This is a genomic window from Ruegeria sp. BG8, assembly GCF_056538325.1.
In genome coordinates this window covers 362,157-384,029 of record NZ_JBQFSZ010000003.1, presented here as the reverse complement: position 1 = coordinate 384,029, position 21,873 = coordinate 362,157, and the positions used below count along the sequence as shown (strand labels likewise).

The 21,873-nt window shown below is 57.6% G+C and carries 21 protein-coding genes; 15 read left to right on the top strand and 6 right to left on the bottom strand.

Annotated elements, in window-relative coordinates:
• Positions 1 to 76 precede the first annotated feature (76 nt).
• The 4 genes from ACR0DG_RS09450 (at position 77) to ACR0DG_RS09435 (ending at position 4,384) form a co-directional block, all read left to right on the top strand.
• Positions 77 to 1,492, top strand: a complete 1,416-nt coding sequence (locus ACR0DG_RS09450; protein WP_480696551.1) for an aminotransferase class V-fold PLP-dependent enzyme — start codon at positions 77 to 79, stop codon at positions 1,490 to 1,492.
• A gap of 65 nt (positions 1,493 to 1,557) precedes the next feature.
• Positions 1,558 to 2,643: a histidinol-phosphate transaminase gene (gene hisC / locus ACR0DG_RS09445; RefSeq protein ID WP_480696549.1), complete on the top strand. Its 1,086-nt coding sequence runs from the start codon at positions 1,558 to 1,560 to the stop codon at positions 2,641 to 2,643.
• Positions 2,640 to 3,560 carry a prephenate/arogenate dehydrogenase family protein gene (locus ACR0DG_RS09440; RefSeq protein WP_480696547.1) on the top strand — a complete coding sequence of 307 codons (921 nt, stop codon included), beginning with the start codon at positions 2,640 to 2,642 and terminating at the stop codon, positions 3,558 to 3,560. The genes hisC and ACR0DG_RS09440 overlap by 4 nt, the downstream gene beginning before the upstream one ends.
• The gene (locus ACR0DG_RS09435; protein WP_480696546.1) at positions 3,557 to 4,384 is read left to right on the top strand and encodes an extensin-like domain-containing protein; all 828 of its coding nucleotides are present in this window, start codon (positions 3,557 to 3,559) and stop codon (positions 4,382 to 4,384) included. Before ACR0DG_RS09440 ends, ACR0DG_RS09435 begins: the two co-directional genes overlap by 4 nt.
• Here the strand turns inward: ACR0DG_RS09435 and ACR0DG_RS09430 are convergent.
• A complete protein-coding gene (locus ACR0DG_RS09430) occupies positions 4,381 to 5,382 on the bottom strand; it encodes a DUF2125 domain-containing protein (protein ID WP_480696544.1) in 1,002 nt (333 codons plus the stop codon). The two genes, ACR0DG_RS09435 and ACR0DG_RS09430, sit on opposite strands and share 4 nt — an antisense overlap.
• A gap of 67 nt (positions 5,383 to 5,449) precedes the next feature.
• Between ACR0DG_RS09430 and ACR0DG_RS09425 the strand changes: the two genes are divergently transcribed.
• From ACR0DG_RS09425 to ACR0DG_RS09415, 3 genes are all read left to right on the top strand, one after another.
• Complete coding sequence (locus ACR0DG_RS09425; RefSeq protein WP_480696542.1) at positions 5,450 to 5,980, top strand: gamma-glutamylcyclotransferase; 531 nt, start codon at positions 5,450 to 5,452, stop codon at positions 5,978 to 5,980.
• Positions 5,981 to 6,049: 69 nt separating this feature from the next.
• Positions 6,050 to 7,228: a biopolymer transporter ExbB gene (locus tag ACR0DG_RS09420; RefSeq protein ID WP_480696540.1), complete on the top strand. Its 1,179-nt coding sequence runs from the start codon at positions 6,050 to 6,052 to the stop codon at positions 7,226 to 7,228.
• Positions 7,229 to 7,231: 3 nt separating this feature from the next.
• Positions 7,232 to 8,911, top strand: a complete 1,680-nt coding sequence (locus ACR0DG_RS09415; protein ID WP_480696538.1) for a peptidoglycan -binding protein — start codon at positions 7,232 to 7,234, stop codon at positions 8,909 to 8,911.
• A gap of 2 nt (positions 8,912 to 8,913) precedes the next feature.
• Here ACR0DG_RS09415 and ACR0DG_RS09410 read toward each other — a convergent pair whose 3' ends face one another.
• The 3 genes from ACR0DG_RS09410 to gloB all read right to left on the bottom strand — a co-directional run bounded on the left by ACR0DG_RS09410 (position 8,914) and on the right by gloB (position 13,141).
• A complete protein-coding gene (locus tag ACR0DG_RS09410; protein WP_480707117.1) occupies positions 8,914 to 9,861 on the bottom strand; it encodes a M23 family metallopeptidase in 948 nt (315 codons plus the stop codon).
• Between the two features lie 12 nt (positions 9,862 to 9,873).
• Positions 9,874 to 12,198: an ATP-dependent Clp protease ATP-binding subunit ClpA gene (clpA, locus tag ACR0DG_RS09405; RefSeq protein ID WP_480696534.1), complete on the bottom strand. Its 2,325-nt coding sequence runs from the start codon at positions 12,196 to 12,198 to the stop codon at positions 9,874 to 9,876.
• A gap of 175 nt (positions 12,199 to 12,373) precedes the next feature.
• A complete protein-coding gene (gene gloB / locus ACR0DG_RS09400) occupies positions 12,374 to 13,141 on the bottom strand; it encodes a hydroxyacylglutathione hydrolase (protein ID WP_480696532.1) in 768 nt (255 codons plus the stop codon).
• 61 nt (positions 13,142 to 13,202) lie between these two features.
• Between gloB and ACR0DG_RS09395 the strand changes: the two genes are divergently transcribed.
• From ACR0DG_RS09395 to ACR0DG_RS09365, 7 genes are all read left to right on the top strand, one after another.
• A complete protein-coding gene (locus ACR0DG_RS09395; RefSeq protein WP_480696530.1) occupies positions 13,203 to 13,937 on the top strand; it encodes a methyltransferase domain-containing protein in 735 nt (244 codons plus the stop codon).
• A gap of 314 nt (positions 13,938 to 14,251) precedes the next feature.
• Positions 14,252 to 14,812 carry a F0F1 ATP synthase subunit delta gene (locus ACR0DG_RS09390; RefSeq protein WP_480696528.1) on the top strand — a complete coding sequence of 187 codons (561 nt, stop codon included), beginning with the start codon at positions 14,252 to 14,254 and terminating at the stop codon, positions 14,810 to 14,812.
• Positions 14,813 to 16,351, top strand: coding sequence for a F0F1 ATP synthase subunit alpha (atpA, locus tag ACR0DG_RS09385; protein ID WP_480696526.1), 1,539 nt, complete (start codon positions 14,813 to 14,815; stop codon positions 16,349 to 16,351).
• Positions 16,352 to 16,363: 12 nt separating this feature from the next.
• Complete coding sequence (locus ACR0DG_RS09380) at positions 16,364 to 17,239, top strand: F0F1 ATP synthase subunit gamma (RefSeq protein WP_480696524.1); 876 nt, start codon at positions 16,364 to 16,366, stop codon at positions 17,237 to 17,239.
• 20 nt (positions 17,240 to 17,259) lie between these two features.
• On the top strand, positions 17,260 to 18,684 hold the full coding sequence (atpD, locus tag ACR0DG_RS09375; RefSeq protein WP_480696522.1) for a F0F1 ATP synthase subunit beta: 1,425 nt from the start codon (positions 17,260 to 17,262) through the stop codon (positions 18,682 to 18,684).
• 12 nt (positions 18,685 to 18,696) lie between these two features.
• The gene (locus tag ACR0DG_RS09370; protein WP_480696521.1) at positions 18,697 to 19,107 is read left to right on the top strand and encodes a F0F1 ATP synthase subunit epsilon; all 411 of its coding nucleotides are present in this window, start codon (positions 18,697 to 18,699) and stop codon (positions 19,105 to 19,107) included.
• Positions 19,108 to 19,224: 117 nt separating this feature from the next.
• Positions 19,225 to 19,575: an H-type lectin domain-containing protein gene (locus ACR0DG_RS09365; protein WP_480696519.1), complete on the top strand. Its 351-nt coding sequence runs from the start codon at positions 19,225 to 19,227 to the stop codon at positions 19,573 to 19,575.
• Positions 19,576 to 19,583: 8 nt separating this feature from the next.
• On the opposite strand, the gene rpiB is transcribed toward ACR0DG_RS09365, so the two are convergent.
• On the bottom strand, positions 19,584 to 20,033 hold the full coding sequence (rpiB, locus tag ACR0DG_RS09360) for a ribose 5-phosphate isomerase B (RefSeq protein WP_480696518.1): 450 nt from the start codon (positions 20,031 to 20,033) through the stop codon (positions 19,584 to 19,586).
• Positions 20,034 to 20,099: 66 nt separating this feature from the next.
• Positions 20,100 to 21,119 carry a ribose-phosphate pyrophosphokinase gene (locus tag ACR0DG_RS09355; protein ID WP_480696517.1) on the bottom strand — a complete coding sequence of 340 codons (1,020 nt, stop codon included), beginning with the start codon at positions 21,117 to 21,119 and terminating at the stop codon, positions 20,100 to 20,102.
• Positions 21,120 to 21,227: 108 nt separating this feature from the next.
• Between ACR0DG_RS09355 and ACR0DG_RS09350 the strand changes: the two genes are divergently transcribed.
• Positions 21,228 to 21,830: a DsbA family protein gene (locus ACR0DG_RS09350; protein ID WP_480696516.1), complete on the top strand. Its 603-nt coding sequence runs from the start codon at positions 21,228 to 21,230 to the stop codon at positions 21,828 to 21,830.
• Positions 21,831 to 21,873 lie beyond the last annotated feature (43 nt).

The window sequence follows — 21,873 nt, the reverse complement described above, 5'->3', positions numbered from 1 at the left end:
GGAAAAAAGAAAAATTATGGTGAAGTTTTCCCAAATTAGAGGGGTCATATTTGAAGAGCAATAAGGGAGCCTTGCCATGACCTTGTCCAAATTTCGCTCTGACATCCAGACCCCGGCAGTCGTGTCCGCTCTGCGTGATGGGCTGATCGGAGAGAATGTGCGAATCCCGGGTTTGCATGGGGACGTTCCGTTGGTTTACGCGGATTACGTTGCTTCGGGCCGCGCGTTGCGGCAGGTCGAGGATTTTGTGGCGACGCATGTGTTGCCGTTTTATGCAAACAGCCACACCGAAGCCTCTTATTGCGGGTCTTACATGACCCATCTGCGCCGCGAAGCCCGCGCAGAAATCGCCCGTATCGTTGGAGCCAAGGAAGAGGATGCGGTGATATTCACCGGGTCCGGTGCCACTGCGGGTCTCAATCGGCTGGTCAGCCTTATGGGTGTAAACGAGGCAGACCGGCCGGTTGTCTTGATAGGTCCGTATGAGCATCACTCGAACATCCTGCCATGGCGCGAAAGCAAGGCGCGTGTCATTGAAATCCCAGAATCTCCTGAGGGTGGCGTCGACCTCGTGGTGCTCGAGCGGATGCTGGTGGATCATGCGGCGGCTGACTTGATCATCGGATCCTTTTCGGCGGCGTCCAATGTGACCGGTATTGTCACAGACCCCGACCCGGTTACACGGCTGCTGAAAGACTATGGGGCGATGGCCGTCTGGGACTATGCCGGTGGTGGTCCATACCTGCCGATGGACTTGGGTCCTGATGATGCGCGCAAAGATGCGATCGTGGTGTCCCCGCACAAGTTTCCGGGTGGTCCGGGTGCGTCCGGTGTGCTGGTTGTCCGCAAAGGGGCCGTTCAACGGGAATGCCCCAGTTGGCCTGGTGGCGGGACCGTGAGTTTTGTATCGCCGTGGCGGCATGATTACAGCCACGACCTGTCGGCACGCGAAGAAGCAGGGACGCCAAATGTCATTGGCGATATCCGTGCCGCACTGGCCTTTATCGTTAAGGATGTTGTTGGCACTGATGAGATTGCCAGACGTGAGGTGCGCCATAATCGCATGGCGTTGGCGGGTTGGGCCGGTAACCCGAACCTGACCCTGCTGGGCGCCGAGAACCGGCATCGTCTGCCGATCTTCTCGTTCCTGGTGCACGATGCCCAGGGTTCGCCGGTGCACCAACAACTGTTCACCCGAATGCTGAGCGATATCTACGGCATTCAGGCGCGTGGTGGCTGCGCATGTGCGGGGCCCTATGCGCACCGTTTGCTGGGGATTGATCGTGCGGCCTCGGACGCGTTGCATGCAGCGCTTGATGCTGGCGAGGAAATGAAAAAGCCCGGTTGGGTACGGTTGAACTTTTCCTACCTGATGAGCGATGAAACGGTGCAGTTCATAATTGACAGCGTCAATGATCTGTCGCGGCGGACGGCAGAGTTCGCTCCATTCTACAGCGCGGACCCGGCGACCGCCCGCTTCAAAGCGGCGTGACGGAATTGCCGCTTTTCTCAACGCGTTGAGACAGGTATGAGGGGCTCCAATACACGGAGCCTCTTATGACGAAGATCACCCCTCAACCCGGCATCATGGACATCGCGCTTTATCAGGGCGGCCAGTCAAAGGTCGCCGGGGTCGAGCATGTGATCAAGCTCAGCTCGAATGAAAACCCGTTTGGTCCCAGTCCGAAGGCAATCGAAGCTGTGCGCGACAGCGCGGCGACCTTGCACCGTTATCCAAGCACAGACCACGCTAGTCTGCGCGAAGCGATCGGCGTCTGCCACGGGTTGAACCCTGCACAGATCATCTGCGGTGTGGGCAGTGACGAAGTGCTGCAGTTCGTGGCACAGGCCTATGCCGGGCCGGGGGATGAGGTCATCCATACTGAACACGGGTTCTCGATGTATCCCATCATCGCGCGCATGGCCGGGGCGACCCCCGTGATGGTGCCCGAAAAAGACCGTCAGGTGGATGTGGACAACATCCTTTCTGCCGTGACAGAGCGGACGCGGATCGTTTTTGTAACCAATCCGGGCAACCCGACGTCCACCATGATCGCCGAGGCAGAGTTGGTGCGATTGGCCGAGGCGTTGCCACAAACCTGCCTGATGGTCGTGGATGGTGCCTATACCGAGTTTGTCGCCGATTTTGACGGTGGTGCTTCGTTGGTGGACCGTTTCGAGAATGTCATCATGACGCGGACGTTTTCCAAGATTTATGGTCTGGGCGGTATGCGCGTTGGATGGGGGTACGCGGCGCAGTCGATCATTGATGTGCTCAACCGTGTACGCCAGCCTTTCAACCTTTCGCTGACGGCCTTGGCAGCTGCCGAGGCCGCGATCAAGGATGAGGATTATTTGACCTTCTGCCACAACGAAAACGCGCGTCTGCGGGTTTGGCTGTCAGCAGAGTTGGAAAAAATTGGCGTACCTTCGGATGCATCCAGTACGAATTTTATCCTCGCCCGGTTCACGGACCAGACCGAGGCTGAATCCTGTGACGAATATCTCAAGTCGCAGGGTCTGATCGTGCGTCGCGTTGCGGGATACAATTTGCCGAACGCTTTGCGGATCACTGTCGGTGACGAGGACGCTTGTCGCAGGGTCGTTACAGCTATATCGGCGTTCAAAGAGGGCGCAGCATGACCCAGGTATATGATCGCGTCGCTCTGATCGGGCTGGGTCTGATCGCCTCGTCCATGTACTGGGCTATGAAACGTGGCGACTTGGCTGGCGAGGTGACGGGCTATGCGCGTTCACAGGCGACCCGCGATACAGCCCGCCGCATTGGGCTGTGTGACCGCATTTGCGACAACATTTTGGATGCCGTGGAAGGCGCGGACCTTGTCGTCCTGTGCGTCCCTGTCGGCGTGATGGGCGCAGTCGCGTCCGAAATCGCTCCGGCGTTGAAACCGGGTGCGACCGTAAGCGATGTTGGTTCCGTCAAAAGGCATGTGATCGAATCCGTCTCACCGCATATCCCGGATGGTGTGCATTTCATCCCAGCGCACCCACTGGCCGGGACCGAGCATTCAGGGCCCGAGTCCGGCTTTGCCGAGCTGTTTGATAACCGCTGGAATCTGATTGTGCCGGTGGAAGGATCGGACCCTGACGCCGTTGCAAGGTTGCGCGCCCTGTGGGAGGGGATGGGGTCTTACGTTGATGAGATGGATGCGGACCACCATGATCTGGTTTTGGCTGTCACCTCTCACGCGCCGCACCTGATCGCCTATACGATGGTCGGAGTGGCGGATGACTTGCGACGGGTCACCGACAGCGAAGTCATCAAATATTCGGCCGCCGGATTTCGCGATTTCACGCGCATCGCGGCCTCGGACCCGACGATGTGGCGCGATGTTTTCCTGACCAATAAGGATGCCACGCTGGAAATTCTCGGGCGCTTCACCGAAGAACTCTTTGCATTGCAGCGTGCAATACGCACCGGTGATGGCGACCATTTGTTCGATTATTTCACAAGAACACGTGCAATCCGACGCGGTATTATTGACGCGGGACAAGACACAGATGCGCCGGACTTCGGGCGCGGAAAGACGGGCGCATGACATTTGGATGGCGGGTATTGTTGATCGGGACCATGGCGCTCAGCGCCATTCAGGTTGGCGCCACCCCGTTGGAGCAATCCCTGATCCCGGTTGCGCGCCCTGCCAGCACTGCGGCTGTGGCCTTCGTCGCACCTGATCCGGCAAAGGTGCGCCCCGTTTCCCGACCCGTATCTCCTCAGTTATTGGCAGTGGCTGCGCGCCCGGCGGATTTGCCATTGCTAGGGCCGGACACCTCGCTGATGCCGTATAAAAGGCCAGAAGAGGTTGAACAGAAAGCCCTTTTCAAAAAGCGCAAACTGCGTAAAGGCTCGGTCTGCGGCGATATCGACATCCAGGGCAAAGCAGTGGGCAGAGTTCCGGGCAAGATCAACGCGTGCGGCATAAAGGATGCCGTTCAGATCACCTCGGTTTCTGGTGTCGCTCTTAGTCGGCCGTCCACAATGGATTGCGGCACGGCTATCGCACTGAACAAGTGGGTCGACAAAACGGTTAAGCCGACGTTCAAACGGCGTGGACCTGTCGTCGAATTGCAGGTGGCGGCACATTACGCGTGCCGTACCAGAAACAACCGCAAAGGTGCCCGAATTTCCGAGCATGGTAAGGGGCGTGCGATTGATATTTCAGGGTTCAAGATGGCTGATGGCGAATTGGTCACGGTGTTGAAAGGCTGGCGCAAAAACCCGTCTCAAAAACAGTTGATCAAGGTTTGGCGCGGGGCCTGTGGTCCGTTCGGAACCGTCTTGGGGCCAAATTCGGATAGGTACCATCGCGACCATTTCCATCTGGATACGGCGCGACACCGTCGCGGTCCTTACTGCCGTTAACGCAGGATCAGGCGTGGTGCAGGACCCAAGGGCAGCGGCCCAAGGGCCACGAACCCGTCACGGAAATTCAGCTGTAAATCAAGGGCGTTGGGGTTACCACCAAGCCCGGCCATGAAGTTCAACGCCCTAGTCACAGGATCAACGGCCTGATCGGGCAAGGCACCGGCAGCATTGGCCATAGCGATCATGTCGCGCCAGTTTTCGGCTTTGATCGCGATCTCTCCGGTAGGGACGCCTTGCGCGTCAACATCCAGCTCTCCGGCGGCAAACAGGCGCAGTGCGCCCCACTTCATCTCGGCAAGACGCAGGTCGATATTCACCGGTTGTGGTCGGCTTTCCTCGAGTGCGGTGCGGTCCCAAGGTTTGTCGAACGTGGTCCGCATGTCGAGTTCCAGCGTCTCAAAAGCCTGAGGCAGCGTGGTGGCGGATCGCATCAACTCGCGCAGGGCATCTCCGGGCATAAACGCGTCAATCCGGGCGCTGATCATATACGTTTCGGGCGTGTCGGTTTGTTCCATGACCAAGGCGAGCGTATCGCCACCCGCCAAAGCTTCGGTATCATCGGCCACCGACCAAAGCCCCGCAGTCAGGGCCATTTTTTCCAACACCAACGCGACGCCGGGTTGCAACTGCAATTCCGCCTGCAAATCGCGCGCCTGAATGGTCGAAGTTTGATCGTAATACGAAAGACGCTGCGGCGTGTCGGCAAAGCGCAGGACCTGTCGACCGGGCCAAATTGCAGGGCTTTGGAATTCGATCCAGTCCGCGCTCCAGGCTGTCCCGTTCACCGGGTCGGCCAGTGCGGGGCTGCTCAGACGCGTCACGTGGCTGAATGGATACCCGGCAGTCGCGACCTCTGCGAAATCGGCCTGCCATCCCTGTTCCTGCTGTTGGTCGAACCACGTTGTGATCGCATTCCGCAGCCCGAAGCCGGCGATAAACCAGTAGGCACTCCAGATCACAGTTATGACAATGACTACTCGTATCAGACCGCGCATGGCAGTTGGCCCTTTTTCCCGCCTTGAATTTGATGTTTATAGGCCCAAACGGGCAAGGACCAGAGTTATGACGATGTGGGTTTTCGGATATGGGTCACTGCTGTGGAACCCCGGCTTCCCCGTGGCCCGCAGCGAACGCGCCACCCTGCACGGATATGCCCGCTCGTTTTGCATGAGTTCGATCCACCACCGCGGCACCGAAGACCATCCCGGCCTTGTTCTGGCGCTGGATGAGCAAGGCGATGCACATTGCAAGGGCTTGGCCCTGGCTGTCGAGGCCGGACACGAAGACCGGACGTTGCAAGAATTGCGTGAGCGTGAGCTGATTTCGTCTGCCTATGTTGAAAAGATGCTGGATGTTCAATTGGACAATGGCGAACCGGTCACTGCTGTCACATATGTGATCGAGAAGGATCATGTTCAGTATTGTGGTGGTATGCCGTTGGAAGAACAGGCCCAAATCATCGCCCATGCGGTCGGAGGGCGGGGTCCTAACACGGAATATCTCTATAATACGGCTGAACATCTGGCCGAGATTGGCTTGCGAGACCCTGATCTTGAGTGGTTGGCGCAACGGGTCCGCAGCTTAACCGCATAAACCCTTGGCGTAACCGGCGGATTTTCGCTAGATTCATCTCAGAGCAGATAGAAATCGGGAATAACGCGCATGGCGCAGGCACATCAGGGCGCGAGACCACATTTCTCGCAACCCATTCGTCAGATCGTAACGATGTTGGTTGCGATAGGTCTGGCGGGCTTTGGCGTTTTCATGGCGCTGCCATACGTATTGCCGGTTTTCTACGCGAACCCCTATCTGAACGGTTTCATTCTGCTGGTGTTTTTCATCGGTGTCCTGGCGTGTTTCTATCAGGTGACTCAACTGATCGGGTCCGTGCGATGGATTGAGGCCTTTGTTGGCGGCGTTGTGCGCGAAGATGCCCGGACACCCCAACTGCTTGCACCGCTTGCGTCTTTGCTGCGCGAGCGCGGTGCACGGTCGCAGATCAGCTCAAGTTCGACCCGGTCAATTCTCGACTCGGTTGCAGAACGGGTCGAAGAAGAGCGTGAGATCACGCGATATATCACCAACGTTCTGATTTATCTGGGCTTGTTGGGAACGTTTTTTGGTCTTGCAACCACCGTGCCCGCGATCGTCGATACGATCCGCAGCCTGAACCCTCAGGAGGGCGAAGAGGGGCTGGCCGTTTTCAACCGTCTTATGGTTGGGCTTGAGGCACAGCTGCAAGGTATGGGCGTGGCCTTTGGATCGTCTTTGCTGGGTCTTGCCGGATCCCTTATCGTAGGCTTGCTTGAGCTGTTTGCAGGTCATGGGCAAAGCCGTTTTTATCGTGAACTGGAAGAATGGCTGTCATCAATTACGCGGGTCGGATTTGCGTCGAGTGATGAGGGTGGTGCGGAAATAGCAGTGCTCACCCCGGTTTTGGACGCGATGTCAGAGCAGATGAACGCGCTTCAGGACTTGTTCGAAGCGCAAGAGGCCGACCGTGCTGCCGTATCTGCAAGGCTAGGGCAGTTGGTCAGCTCGATTGGTGAAATGAATATGCGCCAGTCTGAGACCGAAGGGGTGACAGCGGCGTTGGAGCGCGTGGCTCTGGGTCAGGATGCGTTGCTGGATCACATGCGCGAGCAGGGCACAGGTGAAGGCATAGACGCCGAAAGCCGAATGCGCTTGCGGTCGATGGACGTCCAACTGCTGCGCCTTCTCGAAGAGATGTCAGCTGGCCGCCAAGAAGCCCTGAACGAGCAACGCAAGGACTTTGAGCTGCTTGCCAAAGCACTCGCACTGCCACGGAGCGCTGTGCGCACCAGCCTGGACGGAGAATAACCTATGGCCCTGTCCAGGCGCACAGGTCAGCGGTTTCAGGGCTCAGTATGGCCCGGCTTTGTGGATGCGATCACAGGGCTTTTGATGGTTTTGACCTTCGTTCTGACCATCTTCATGGTGGTGCAGTTCGTACTGCGCGAGACGATATCGGGCCAGGAAGACGAACTGACAGCATTGTCTGACGAAGTCGCCGCACTTGCTGGGGCTTTGGGCTTGGAAGAGCGCGAAAACAGTCGCCTCGAAGCCCGGCTTGGCGCGCTGAACTCAACTTTGTCTCAGGTAGAGAGCGAATTGGTAGACGCGCAAATCCGACTGACGGATTTTGAAGACCAGGTTGCCGCTTTACTTGCCGATCAGGAACGGTCGCGCGGTGCGATCGCATCGCTGGAGTCGGAGCGCGAAAACCTGCTGAGTGAACAAGAGGCGTTGAATCTGGCACTTGCACAAAGCCGTGCTGAGATTGACGCTCAGGCTGAGGCTGCCCGGTTGGCAGCCGCTCGACGCGAGGCGCTGGAAGCGCTTGTAGCTGATCTGGAACAAAGTGGCACGGATCAGGCAGCGTTGATCTCGGACCTCGAAGCGCAGCTTTCTGCAGAAGAAGCCGCGCGTCTGGCTGAAGCCGCAGCAGCCGAAAATCTGCGTAATCGACTGCAGGACGCGGATGCAGAGCTGACGGCTATGACGCTTGCGCTTGAGGCTCAACGCCAAGAGGCAGAAGACACATTGACCTTGTTGGCCGCAGCACGCGCTGCGCAGGCGGAATTGGAACGCCAATTTGGTGAACTGAACACCGAAGAACTTCAAGCACAGCTCGAGGCCGCGTTGGCTGCACAGCTTCAGGCGCAATCCGAGGCTGATGAACAACGCACACTTGCTCAGGAGCGCGCGGATTTGCTTGCGGTTGCCAGAGATGCGATTTCGGCGGAGCAGGCGATTTCCGAAAAAGCGCAGCGTCAGACGGCATTGTTGAACCAACAAATGTCGGCGCTGCGTGAACAGTTGGGCGGGTTGCAGGCGCTGTTGGATGACTATGAAGAGCGCAATGCCGCTGCAGATATCCGTATCCAGACGCTGGGTCAGGACCTCAACGCGGCACTGGCGCGGGCTGCGTCGGAAGAGCGCCGACGACGCCTTTTGGAAGAGGCTGAACGCGCACGTTTGGAAGCCGAAGCCGAAGCATTGTCGGGCCAGAACGAGGAGCTGACCGCTCAGGCGGAAGACCTGCAGCGATATCGGTCCGAATTCTTTGGTCGTTTGCGCGACGTTTTGGGAGATCAGGAAGGTGTCCGGATCGAAGGGGACCGTTTCGTGTTTTCCTCTGAGGTCCTTTTTGACACGGGCTCTGCGATTTTGTCACCTGAGGGACAGCTTGAAGTGGCAAAGGTGGCCAACATCCTGCGGAGCGTGGCGGCCGAGATCCCGGCTGGGCTGAATTGGGTTATCCGGGTTGATGGCCATACTGACAATGTGCCTTTGGCAGGGACTGGTCGCTATCGTGACAACTGGGAACTGAGCCAAGGCAGAGCATTGTCAGTTGTCCTGTATATGGTCGAGGCATTGGGCATACCGCCCAACCGACTTGCTGCGAACGGGTTTGGTGAGTTTCAACCTGTGAACCCGGCAGACACACCCGAAGCACGTGCGCAGAACCGCCGGATCGAACTGAAACTGACAGAGAGATAAGCTCAGCGCACAGTCAGGGTCGTTGTCATGCGGCTGATTTCCGTACCTTGGCGCAACAGCGAGATCACTCCGGTATATGTTCCGACCGGCCAGGGCTCTGATTGGCGACGACGTCCGGCGGCACGAAAAACGCGGGCTTGGGTTCGGTCAAATACCGCGTCATGAGTTGTCAGCACCCCTTCGGGTCCGTTCACCACAAGGCGCATTATATCGCCGTCCTGAACTCCGAAAGCATGGCCGAACAATACCAGGGCAGGGGCTTGCGGTGATAGTGCGTTGGATTGTGCTGTGCCCGCCAGAACATCATCATATTCGGGCACGACATCCGAAAATCCGACAGAGACCAAGGCACCCGGGACATAATCCGGTACGTTATCCCACAAGGTGGACTCCGAAGGCGCGCATTGTGCCGCATCATCTGGCGTAAAAGGATCAACAACACGACCGTCTTTGCGCACGGACAAATGCAGATGCGGAAACTGGGTCAGGCCGCTAAGCCCAACCTGACCGATAACTGTACCGGCCTCCACGCGCTGGCCTTGCTTCACCTGCAAAGAGCCATTTTTTAGGTGGCAGTACTGAGTCTCCCAGCCGTCCTCGTGCGCAATGACGACACCGTTCCCGCATTCGCGGTTCGCAATTGATGCGGCTTGTTCCGGGTCGTAACGGCGATCAGCCATTCCATCACGCACTCCGCGTACAATACCCGGTGCTGCGGCCAAAACGTCTACGCCCGATGCCATGTCCGCCAATGACCGCAGCGCAAAGTCCGTACCTTTGTGCCCATCATAGCTGAGCGGCCCACAACGAAAGTCGCTCACGCCCTGCGTAGTGTCCTGATCAACGTAGTTCTGAATAAAACAGGTCTGGTTAAGCGTGCAGTCAACGGGGTGCTGCAAAGAGATATCGCTCGCTGCTTGGGCGGCAACGAGCGATAGAATGGCTGTCAATGCAGCCCGCACTTAGTCTGCTGTCAAAAGCGGAGGTTTGTCACCCGGTATCCGAGGCTGGTCAGGGCCCAGAATTTCCAGGTTCAGTTCACCCTTCTTGACCGATACGCGGACCACACCACCCTTCGCGAGTTTGCCGAACAGCAATTCCTCGGCCAGAGGTTTCTTGATGTGTTCCTGGATAACGCGACCCAGTGGGCGCGCACCCATTTTGTCGTCATACCCTTCGTCGGCAAGCCACTCGGCTGCTTTGGGTGTCAGATCAATCGTGACGTTCCGATCCAGCAATTGGGCTTCAAGCTGCAGCACGAACTTTTCGACAACCTGCAGAATGACCTCTTTTGGCAGCGGCGCGAACGAGATCACCGCGTCCAGACGGTTGCGGAACTCAGGCGTGAAGGTGCGTTCGATTGCAGCCGTGTCTTCGCCTTCGCGACGATCACGTCCAAAGCCAATCGCGGCTTTCGCCTGCTCTTGCGCACCTGCGTTCGAGGTCATGATCAGCACCACATTACGGAAGTTGACTGTGCGTCCGTTGTGGTCCGTCAACTCGCCGTGGTCCATCACCTGCAACAGGATGTTGAACACGTCGGGATGCGCTTTCTCGATCTCGTCCAGCAGCAGCACGCAGTGCGGATGCTGATCCACGCCGTCTGTCAAAAGACCGCCCTGATCAAACCCGACATAACCCGGAGGGGCACCGATCAGGCGACTGACGGCATGCTTCTCCATGTACTCGGACATGTCAAAACGCAGAAGTTCCACGCCCAGCGTATCAGCCAGTTGTTTTGCCACTTCGGTCTTACCTACACCAGTCGGACCAGCGAACAGGTAGTTCCCGATTGGCTTCTCAGGCTCGCGCAAACCGGCACGGGCCAGTTTGATCGCGCTGGACAGGGCAACGATTGCATCGTCCTGACCGAACACAACCCGCTTCAGCGACGCTTCCAGATCTTTCAGAACTTCGGCATCATCCTTGGTGACGTTTTTCGGTGGAATGCGCGCAATCTTCGCTACTACGGCTTCGATCTCTTTAACACCGATGGTCTTGCGACGCTTGCTTTCAGCAACCAGATGTTGAGCCGCGCCAGCCTCGTCAATCACGTCGATCGCCTTGTCCGGCAGTTTACGGTCATTGATATACCGCGCCGAAAGCTCCACGGCGGTTTTGATTGCATCCGCAGTGTATTTTATCTCGTGGTGTTTCTCGAAATAGGGCTTCAGACCACGCAGGATTTTCACGCTGTCTTCGACCGAAGGCTCATTCACGTCGATTTTCTGGAACCGGCGGCTCAGCGCGCGGTCCTTTTCAAAGTGCTGACGGAACTCTTTATATGTGGTCGAGCCCATAGTGCGCAGCTTGCCGCCCTGCAGGGCAGGTTTCAGCAAGTTCGACGCGTCCATTGCGCCGCCGGAAGTGGCACCGGCACCGATTACGGTGTGAATCTCATCGATGAACAGAACGGCATCGGGGTGTTCTTCCAATTCAGTGACGACCGCTTTCAGCCGTTCCTCGAAATCACCGCGATAGCGGGTGCCCGCCAGCAGCGCGCCCATGTCCAATGAATAGATGGTGGTTTCGGACAGAACATCGGGGGCCTCGCCGGCCACGATCTTATGGGCCAGACCTTCGGCTATTGCGGTTTTGCCAACACCCGGATCACCCACCAGCAGTGGGTTATTCTTGCGGCGACGGCAGAGCACCTGAATGCAGCGCTCAACCTCATCGCTGCGGCCGATCAGCGGGTCAACGTCGCCCGCGCGGGACTTGGCGTTCAGGTCGATGCAGTATTTGCCCAGAGCGCTTTCTTTTTGCTCACCCTCGCCAGCGCCGGCCTGAACTTCGTCTTCAACCTGATCTGCGCCGGAAACCGAGCGGTTTTCACCATAAGCGGGGTCCTTCGCGACGCCGTGCGCAATGAAGTTGACCGCGTCATAGCGCGTCATGTCCTGTTCTTGCAGGAAATAGGCCGCGTTGCTTTCGCGTTCGGCGAAAATGGCGACCAGAACATTGGCACCGGTAACTTCGGTACGTCCCGAACTTTGAACGTGGATTGCAGCGCGTTGAATAACACGTTGGAACGCGGCCGTCGGAACCGCCTCGGATCCGTCAATATCGGTGACGAGATTAGAGAGATCTTCGTCGATAAACTCGATCAAAGTGCTGCGCAGCTCTTCCAGATCAACGCTGCAGGCTTTCATGACGCGGATGGCGTCAGGCTCCTCCAACAGCGCCAGGAGAAGATGCTCCAGCGTTGCGAATTCGTGTCGCCGTTCGTTCGCAGCCGCCAGGGCCGCGTGAATGGCTTGTTCTAATGTGCTCGAGAATGAAGGCACGCGGGTGCTCCTCTATCTTGGGTCGGAAGGGGCGCGGGCTGTAGGCCGGATCCCCATCCCAACCATGTCCTCATACTATTAGAGTTTGGTTGATCATGGCCCGGCTTCAAGGGTTTTCTTTCACTTGACAGTCACATTTGTTGTGACCGTGACCGTGAAGTTCGCGAAATAGGCATTAAAAACGGTCTTTTCTAGATCGCACTTCCGCGAAAACTGACGCAGCGTCGGAATTTTCCATACCCAGATGGGCCTGAATCGCCGGATCTTCGGCTCGCAGAAACGGATTTGTTGCCTTTTCGAGCGCCAGTGTTGATGGAACCGTGGGCTCTCCGGCTGCGCGCGCGCGGTCAATATCAGCGGCTCGATTCTGCAACGCGACGTTGTCTGGGTCGACTGTCAGGGCGAATTTGGCATTTGATTGAGTGTATTCGTGACCAGAACACACCACCGTTTCATCAGGCAGGGCGGCCAGTTTGCTCAGTGATTCCCACATTTGAGGGGCCGTACCTTCAAACAAACGACCACATCCCAGCGCCATCAAGCTATCCGCGGTGAAGACAACAGCGCTCTGCGGCATGTAAAAAGCAATATGGCCGACGGTATGGCCCGAGACGTCCAGCACTTCGACCGGTTCGCCGCCGATTTCCAGAACATCGCCCTCAGCTACTTGCTGGTCCAAGGGCGGCAAGCGATGGGCGTCAGCTGCTGCACCAATCACTTTGGCCGAATACCGTTCCAGTATGCCGGGCAAACCGTCGACGTGATCGAAATGGTGGTGCGTCAGCAACACGTGGCTAAGCTTCCATCCACTTTTTTCCAACTCTGCCACTATGGGCGCGGCCTCTGGCGCGTCGATCAAAGCGGTATCGCCGCTCGCGGCGTCATGCGCCAGAAAGGCGTAATTGTCGCTGAGGCAAGGGATGGTGACCATCTCAAGAGGCATGGCCTTTTGCCCTTTCGTTGCTAGACTGCGTGCAGCTAAGCCGATTAACCGGGTGTACGCAATGCATCTTGATGTGCAGGATCTGAGGAATTTCTACTATCGCAGCACGCTGGGCCGTGCTGCGCAAGCAGCTATTCGCGGTCGGTTGATCGAGCAATGGCCAGAGGCCAAAGGCCAGACGGTTGTGGGATTCGGTTTCGCTGTTCCGCTTCTGCGCCCGTATCTGGCGGATGCGCGTCGTGTCATAGGATTGATGCCGGGCCCGCAAGGGGTCATGCCGTGGCCTGCCGGGATGCCAAACGTTTCAGTTCTGACCGAAGAAACGCTGTGGCCGATTGAGACAGGGCACGTAGACAAGCTGGTGGTCATGCATGGGCTTGAGACATCCCAGCGCCCAAACGAGCTTTTGGATGAATGCTGGCGTGTCTTGGGGCCGGGTGGGAAAGCGTTCTTTATTGTGCCCAACCGGGCAGGGCTGTGGTCACGATCCGATAGAACACCATTTGGGTTCGGAAGACCGTATTCTACGTCGCAGTTGGAACATCAGCTCAAGTCCCACCATTTTAACCCCGAAAGCCACTGCTCGGCGCTTTACCTGCCACCTTCGTTCCGGCGGTTCTGGCTGAAATCGGGGAACTTGATCGAAAAGACCGGCCAACGCATTCCGACGGTAATGGCTGGAGGTGTGTTGATGGTCGAAGTGACCAAGCACATCCGCCCACCCAGTGGAACCGTGACCAAAGACGCAGTGCGCAGGCCAATTCAGGCTTTGGATGGTTTGTTGAAACCTGCATAGCGCGATTGCCTTGATTTTGGGCATACCCAAATCGTGAAATCGCAGGAAATGGGCCACAGGAATCGTAAAAACCTACACTTTCGTAACATTTTTCAGCTGCCCTAACCGGATAAAAGGGTCGCACCCCGGCTAACGCGTTGTAATTAAACATTTTGTGGATAATACTGTTACCGCTATAGCGTATTGCTTGGTTGGAACACCTCTGCTACATCCCCGGTGATTTTGATCCCCGCCCTCTAAGGACGGGGTTTCCTCACGCCCCTAGGTAGCGGCCGCTACCCGAAATCGGGGCCTCAAATATCGGAAGGGTGGACGTGTCCGAACCAGCTTCGATTTCCACAGGCATAGCCGAGCGCTATGCCACGGCGATCTTCGAGATCGCGAAAGAGAATAAAGACCTCGCAGGTCTGGAAACCGGTATCAACGATCTGGCAGCAGCATTGGGCGAAAGTGCCGAACTGCGCGACCTAATCGCATCACCTTTGGTTTCGCGCGCTGAGCAAGAGGGCGCAATCACCGCAGTAGCTGACAAGATGGGTCTGAACCCGATCCTGCGTAACACGCTGGGTCTGATGGCACAGAAACGCCGCCTGTTCGTTGTACCGCAACTGGTGCAGGTGCTGCGTGACATGCTGGCCGAAGAGCGTGGCGAAGTAACCGCCGAAGTCGCGTCAGCAAAGGCGCTGACCAAGACACAGATGGATAAACTGTCCAAGACGCTGTCTGAGCGTGTGGGCAAGACCGTGACAATCAATGCGACCGTGGATGAAAGCCTCATCGGCGGTCTTGTCGTTAAAGTGGGCTCGAAAATGATCGATAGCTCGATCCGTTCGAAGCTGAACTCCCTACAGAATGCAATGAAAGAGGTCGGATAAATGGGAATCCAAGCTGCAGAGATTTCTGCAATCCTGAAGGACCAGATCAAGAATTTTGGTCAGGAAGCCGAAGTGGCCGAGATCGGCCGCGTGCTGAGCGTCGGTGACGGGATTGCCCGTGTATACGGTCTGGACAACGTGCAAGCGGGTGAAATGGTCGAATTCCCCGGTGGCATCATGGGTATGGCCCTGAACCTGGAAAGCGACAACGTCGGTGTCGTTATCTTCGGCTCCGACCGTGACATCAAAGAAGGTGACACTGTTAAGCGCACCAACTCGATCGTGGACGTGCCAATCGGTGACGAACTGCTGGGCCGCGTTGTCGACGGTCTGGGCAACCCGCTGGATGGCAAGGGCCCGATCAACGCCTCAAAACGTGGCGTTGCAGACGTCAAAGCCCCTGGCATCATCCCGCGTAAATCGGTGCACGAGCCGATGGCAACCGGCCTGAAATCGGTTGACGCGATGATCCCGATCGGCCGTGGCCAGCGTGAGCTGATCATTGGTGACCGTCAGACCGGTAAAACCGCCGTTGCTCTGGACACCATCCTGAACCAGAAAGTCTACAACGACGCTGCAGGCGATGACGAGTCGAAGAAACTGTACTGCATCTACGTGGCTGTTGGTCAGAAGCGTTCGACCGTTGCGCAGCTGGTGAAGAAACTGGAAGAGTCCGGCGCGATTGAATACTCGATCGTTGTGGCCGCGACCGCGTCCGACCCGGCGCCGATGCAGTTCCTGGCGCCGTACTCGGCGACTGCGATGGCCGAATACTTCCGAGACAACGGCCGCCACGCGCTGATCATCTATGATGACCTGTCGAAGCAGGCTGTTTCGTATCGTCAGATGTCCCTGCTGCTGCGTCGTCCGCCCGGACGCGAAGCCTATCCTGGTGACGTTTTCTACCTCCACTCGCGCCTGCTGGAGCGTTCGGCGAAGCTGAACGAAGATTTCGGTGCAGGCTCGCTGACCGCTCTGCCGGTTATCGAAACTCAGGGTGGTGACGTTTCGGCGTTTATTCCGACCAACGTGATCTCGATCACCGACGGTCAGATCTTCCTGGAAACCGAACTGTTCTATCAGGGCATCCGTCCTGCTGTGAACACCGGTCTGTCGGTTTCGCGTGTGGGCTCGTCGGCTCAGACTGACGCGATGAAGTCGGTTGCTGGTCCGGTGAAACTGGAACTGGCTCAGTACCGCGAAATGGCTGCGTTTGCGCAGTTCGGTTCCGACCTCGACGCCGCGACCCAGCAGCTGCTGAACCGTGGTGCGCGTTTGACCGAGCTGATGAAGCAGCCGCAGTACTCGCCGCTGACCAACGCGGAAATCGTCTGCGTCATCTTCGCTGGCACCAACGGCTATCTCGACAAGATCGAAGTGTCTGACGTTGGCCGCTATGAGGCCGGTCTGCTGGCGCACCTGCGCGGAAAGCATGCTGACCTGCTAAAGTGGATCACCGACGAAGATCCCAAGGTCAAAGGTGACGCGTCCGACAAGATCAAGGCAGCGATCGACGAATACGCCGCGACCTTCGCTTGATAGGGGGTTCCGATGCCTAGTCTGAAGGACCTTAAAAACAGGATCGAGTCGGTCAAATCGACCCGCAAGATCACCAAGGCCATGCAGATGGTCGCGGCTGCAAAACTGCGCCGCGCCCAGGAATCTGCCGAAGCCTCGCGCCCTTATGCCGAGCGGTTCAATGCCGTGATGGCGGGGCTGGCGGCGTCGGTCGGGGGCAGCGACAGTGCCCCCAAGCTGCTCCGTGGTACGGGCAGTGATGATGTCCATCTGCTGGTTGTAATGACAGCTGAACGCGGCCTGTGCGGCGGCTTCAACTCGAACATCGCCAAGCTGGCCCGCCAAAAAGCGGAAGAGCTACGCGGCAAAGGCAAGACGGTCAAGGTTCTGACCGTCGGCAAGAAGGGGCGTGACGCTCTTAAACGCGACTTTGCCGATCTGTTCGTTGGACATATCGACCTGAGCGAGGTCAAGCGCATTGGGTACACCAACGCGCAGGACATCGCCAAGGACATCCTGTCTCGCTTTGATGGGGCTGAGTTCGATGTTGCCACGATCTTCTACTCGAAGTTCGTCAACGTTGTGACCCAGATCCCGACGGCACAGCAGATCATCCCGGCCTCTTTCGAGGAAACCGAGGGTGACGACAGCGGTGCCATTTTCGACTATGAGCCCAGCGAAGAGGCCATTCTGGCCGACCTGCTGCCCAAGGGGGTCGCGACCGCGATCTTCTCGGCTCTGCTCGAAAACGGAGCGTCTGAACAGGGTGCACGGATGTCCGCAATGGACAACGCGACACGCAACGCGGGTGAGATGATCGACAAGCTGACGATCCAGTTCAACCGCTCGCGTCAGGCCGTGATCACCAACGAGCTGATTGAAATTATTTCCGGCGCCGAAGCGCTGTAGAGACATACCGGAGACGAAACATGGCGAATGCAAAAGGCAAAGTCACACAAATCATCGGGGCCGTCGTTGACGTGCAGTTCGATGATGCACTGCCTGAAATTCTGAACGCGCTGGAAACCACCAACAACGGCAAGCGCCTGGTGTTGGAAGTTGCTCAGCACCTGGGTGAAAACACCGTCCGTACCATCGCGATGGACGCGACCGAAGGTCTGGTCCGCGGCGAAGCCGTGACCGACACCGGCGCACCGATCTCGGTTCCGGTTGGTAACGCCACCCTGGGCCGAATCCTGAACGTGGTCGGCGAACCGATCGACGAAAAAGGCGACGTTGCTGCAACTGAAACCCGCGCGATCCACCAGCCCGCACCCGAGTTCGACGAACAGTCGACCGAGTCGGAAATCCTGGTGACCGGCATCAAGGTTGTGGACCTGCTGGCCCCCTACGCCAAAGGCGGTAAAATTGGCCTCTTCGGCGGTGCGGGCGTTGGTAAAACCGTTCTCATCATGGAACTGATCAACAACATCGCAAAAGTGCACTCGGGCTTTTCCGTGTTTGCGGGTGTTGGTGAACGGACCCGTGAAGGGAATGACCTGTACCACGAGATGATCGAATCGAACGTGATCAAACCCGACAACCTGTCGGAATCGCAGGTGGCCCTGGTTTACGGTCAGATGAACGAACCTCCGGGAGCGCGTGCGCGTGTTGCTCTGACCGGTCTGACCCTGGCCGAGCAGTTCCGCGACCAGTCCGGTACCGACGTTCTGTTTTTCGTCGACAACATCTTCCGCTTTACGCAGGCGGGTTCCGAGGTTTCGGCTCTGCTGGGTCGTATTCCGTCAGCCGTGGGCTACCAGCCGACACTGGCGACCGACATGGGCGCGCTGCAGGAACGCATCACCTCGACCAAGTCGGGCTCGATCACCTCGGTGCAGGCGATCTACGTGCCTGCGGACGACCTTACCGACCCCGCGCCGGCAACATCGTTTGCTCACTTGGACGCAACCACGGTTCTGAACCGTGCGATCTCGGAAAAGGGTATCTACCCGGCTGTTGACCCGCTCGACTCGTCGTCGCGTCTGCTGGACCCGGCCATCGTTGGTGAAGAGCACTACGCGGTTGCAACCGACGTTCAGCAGATCCTCCAGCGCTACAAGTCGCTGCAGGACATCATCGCCATCCTCGGCATGGACGAACTGTCGGAAGAAGATAAACTGACCGTGGCCCGTGCCCGTAAGATCGAACGCTTCCTGTCGCAGCCGTTCGACGTGGCCGAGGTTTTCACCGGTTCGCCGGGCGTTCAGGTTCCTCTGGATGTCACCATCTCGTCGTTCAAGGCCGTTGTGGCTGGCGAATACGATCACCTGCCCGAAGCGGCCTTCCTGATGGTTGGCGGCATCGACGAAGTGATCGCCAAAGCGGAAAAGATGGCCGCAGAAGCCGCCTAAGGAGTATCCCTGATGGCAAACACGATGCAATTCGACCTCGTCAGCCCCGAGCGGAGCCTTGCTTCGCTTGAGGCCACCGCGGTCCAGATTCCCGGCGCGGACGGGGACATGACGGCGATGCCCGATCATGCCCCCACCATCACCACGCTGCGCCCCGGTCTGCTAAAGGTTGAGGCACCCGCAGGAGCCAGCGAATACCTGGTCACCGGCGGGTTTGCCCAGATCAACGGCGACAGCATGTCGGTTCTGGCCGAAAAGGCCATTCCGGTTAGCGAAGTGACCCGGTCGCATCTGGATGACCTGATCGCAGAAGCCCGCGCCTCGCATGAGGCTGCGAAGGCTGGTGAAGATCAGACCATCGTTGACGATGCAGCCAAACTGCTGGCCGACATGGAAGCGCTTGGGACGCATATGAGCCTGTAAAGGCTTGTTGCAAAAGAAACATTAGAAACGGCCTCGTAGTGCGGGGCCGTTTTTTTGTCGTGATTTCATCAAAGTCTCAGATTAAGTGTTCGAGATTGATAGCAAAAGACAACAAAGATGAAGACGTTTCGAACCCATCCGATTGGCATCGACCAAGGTGAGACTGTTCTGTTCTCCGAGTTCACAGATGGAGGCGACATGTGGACAGGCAATGGCGCGCGGGAAAGGCGCACCGCTGTCGTTTTTAATCAACCGTTTCGCTCTACGCCTGTGGTTCAGGTTGGAATATCCCTTTGGGATGTCGATACCACCTCGGCCCTGAGAGCCGAGGTAAAAGCCGAGAACATCACACCACAAGGTTTCGAAGCAGTTTTCCGCACATGGTCAGACACGCGCGTCGCACGAATACGAGTGGCCTGGACCGCTATTGGCGACGTACCACACGAGGATGACTGGAATATTTCTTAAAGGGCTGATCAGTCGATCTCTGGCTCGATCATGTCCACGCGCGTTGCGTGCCGTCCGCCTTCGAAATCAGCACTCAGGAATGCGTCAACGATATCCAATGCCTGACCCTCACCGACAACACGCGCGCCAATAGAAAGCATGTTCGCGTTGTTGTGCTGGCGGATCATACGCGCCGAAAAAGCATCCGAGCATACACCGCACCGTATTCCGGGTACTTTGTTCGCGGCCATCATGATGCCTTGACCGGTGCCGCAAAGGACGATGCCAAGCTGACAATCCCCCGTCGCGACAGCCTCAGCCGCGGCTTTGCCATGAATGGGGTAATGCGTGCTCTCAGGCGTCTTGGGGCCGATATCCACCACATCCCAGCCTTGCGCTGTGATGTGCTCAGCTACGGCTTGGCGCAGCTCTATCGCTGCGTGGTCGCTGGAAAGAACGATGCGTTTTTCGGGTGTCACAGAAGCGTCCTGCTTTGAAGGGGAGTTGCAAAAGAAAAGGGCGGCACAGGATGCCGCCCGTTCGTATCAGTCCATGTGGTACATGGACTCGTAGATCGGCGTCAGGGTCTTATCCTCAAACAGTGAGGACACGCTGGTACCGTTCCAAATGTTCAGGATCGCCTGCGTAAAGATCGGTGCGGTCGGCACGATCCGGATGTTTTTGGCCTTCGCGACCTCTTTGGTGGGCTGGATCGTGTCGGTCAGAACCAGCGACTTCATCACCGAATTGGTCACGCGTTCGACCGCAGGGCCGCTCATGACGCCGTGGGTGATGTAGGAATGAACCTCTTTCGCACCGTTATCCAGCAGCACCTGCGCCGCTTTGCAAAGCGTTCCGGCCGTGTCGCACATGTCGTCGACGATCAGGCAAATCTTGTCTTTGACATCCCCGATCACCGTCATTTCGGCCACTTCACCGGCTTTTTCGCGACGTTTATCCACGATCGACAGCGGCGCTTCGATCCGCTTGGCCAGCTCGCGCGCGCGCGCCACACCGCCCACGTCGGGAGAGACCACCATGATCTCATCCATCTGATCTTTGAACTGGTTTTTCACATCCAGTGCGAAAATGGGCGAGGCATAGAGGTTGTCCACCGGAATGTCGAAAAAGCCCTGAATCTGTGCTGCATGCAGGTCCATGGTCAGGACACGTTCGATCCCGGCCCCGGTCAGCATGTTGGCGACCAGCTTGGCGCTGATGGGTGTGCGGGCTTTGGTCCGGCGATCCTGGCGGGCATAACCGAAATAGGGGATCACGGCAGTGATCCGCTGGGCGGACGACCGGCGCAGCGCGTCCGCAATGATCAGCAATTCCATAAGGTTGTCATTTGCCGGGTTCGAGGTTGGTTGGACGATGAACATATCCTCGCCACGCACATTCTCGAAAACCTCGACGAAAATCTCACCGTCATTGAACCGTTCGACCCGCGCGTCGACCAAGCCCTGGTCGACACCGCGATACAGGCTCATCCGGCGAGAAATAGATTCGGCAAGCGGTAGGTTTGCGTTCCCAGCAATAAGCTTGGGTTCGTGAAGTGTCGGCATCGGCTGAGGTCCCCGGGCAGCAAAGGCTATTGTGACAGATTCGTGATGTTGACACCGCTTAGCATGGCCTTACCGTCTCGCAAAGATTTTGCAGCGGAGAAAGTGAACATGGCCACAATTGACTACTATTTTGCGACGATCTCGCCCTTTACCTATCTGGCCGGGACCCGGCTTGAGGAGGTGGCGGCGAAACACGGCGCGACGATCAACTACAAACCGCTGGATATCATGGCCCTGTTCGGACGTACCGGCGGCACGCCCCCTAAGGATCGGCACATTTCCCGCATCGAATACCGGGCGCAAGAACTGCAGCGGCAGTCCAAGAACCTTGGGATCGACTTCAACATGAAGCCGGCGCATTGGCCGACCAATATGGCGCCGTCCTCTTATGCCGTGATCGCAGCGGCCAAAGATGGGTCGGGGGACGTCGGACAGCTGGTCCATTCCCTTCTGCGCGCCTGCTGGGCCGAGGAAAAGGATATCGCGCAGGATGATGTTATTCGCGACTGTCTCAGCAAAGCGGGGTTTGACCCGAACCTGGCTGACAGCGGTTTGCTGGATGGGGCAGACACCTATGCGGCGAATTTGGAAGAAGCAGTTGACGCTGGGGCGTTTGGTGCACCGTTTTACATCACCGAAGACGGTCAGCGGTTTTGGGGACAGGATCGTTTGGACGATCTGGACCGGCATCTGGCCGAAATGAAGGGATAAGTTACAAGCACGCTTGGACCGTCTGTTTCCAAACGGATAGTCG

Coding starts and splice junctions, on each gene's coding strand:
- ACR0DG_RS09425 (WP_480696542.1), top strand. CDS start 5,450: ATGACGATGTGGGTTTTCGGATATGGGTCACTGCTGTGGAACCCCGGC.
- ACR0DG_RS09350 (WP_480696516.1), top strand. CDS start 21,228: ATGGCCACAATTGACTACTATTTTGCGACGATCTCGCCCTTTACCTAT.
- ACR0DG_RS09355 (WP_480696517.1), bottom strand. CDS start 21,119: ATGCCGACACTTCACGAACCCAAGCTTATTGCTGGGAACGCAAACCTA.
- atpA (WP_480696526.1), top strand. CDS start 14,813: ATGGGAATCCAAGCTGCAGAGATTTCTGCAATCCTGAAGGACCAGATC.
- ACR0DG_RS09420 (WP_480696540.1), top strand. CDS start 6,050: ATGGCGCAGGCACATCAGGGCGCGAGACCACATTTCTCGCAACCCATT.
- ACR0DG_RS09370 (WP_480696521.1), top strand. CDS start 18,697: ATGGCAAACACGATGCAATTCGACCTCGTCAGCCCCGAGCGGAGCCTT.
- ACR0DG_RS09440 (WP_480696547.1), top strand. CDS start 2,640: ATGACCCAGGTATATGATCGCGTCGCTCTGATCGGGCTGGGTCTGATC.
- ACR0DG_RS09380 (WP_480696524.1), top strand. CDS start 16,364: ATGCCTAGTCTGAAGGACCTTAAAAACAGGATCGAGTCGGTCAAATCG.
- ACR0DG_RS09430 (WP_480696544.1), bottom strand. CDS start 5,382: ATGCGCGGTCTGATACGAGTAGTCATTGTCATAACTGTGATCTGGAGT.
- ACR0DG_RS09415 (WP_480696538.1), top strand. CDS start 7,232: ATGGCCCTGTCCAGGCGCACAGGTCAGCGGTTTCAGGGCTCAGTATGG.
- ACR0DG_RS09365 (WP_480696519.1), top strand. CDS start 19,225: ATGAAGACGTTTCGAACCCATCCGATTGGCATCGACCAAGGTGAGACT.
- gloB (WP_480696532.1), bottom strand. CDS start 13,141: ATGCCTCTTGAGATGGTCACCATCCCTTGCCTCAGCGACAATTACGCC.
- hisC (WP_480696549.1), top strand. CDS start 1,558: ATGACGAAGATCACCCCTCAACCCGGCATCATGGACATCGCGCTTTAT.
- ACR0DG_RS09435 (WP_480696546.1), top strand. CDS start 3,557: ATGACATTTGGATGGCGGGTATTGTTGATCGGGACCATGGCGCTCAGC.
- atpD (WP_480696522.1), top strand. CDS start 17,260: ATGGCGAATGCAAAAGGCAAAGTCACACAAATCATCGGGGCCGTCGTT.
- ACR0DG_RS09450 (WP_480696551.1), top strand. CDS start 77: ATGACCTTGTCCAAATTTCGCTCTGACATCCAGACCCCGGCAGTCGTG.
- ACR0DG_RS09395 (WP_480696530.1), top strand. CDS start 13,203: ATGCATCTTGATGTGCAGGATCTGAGGAATTTCTACTATCGCAGCACG.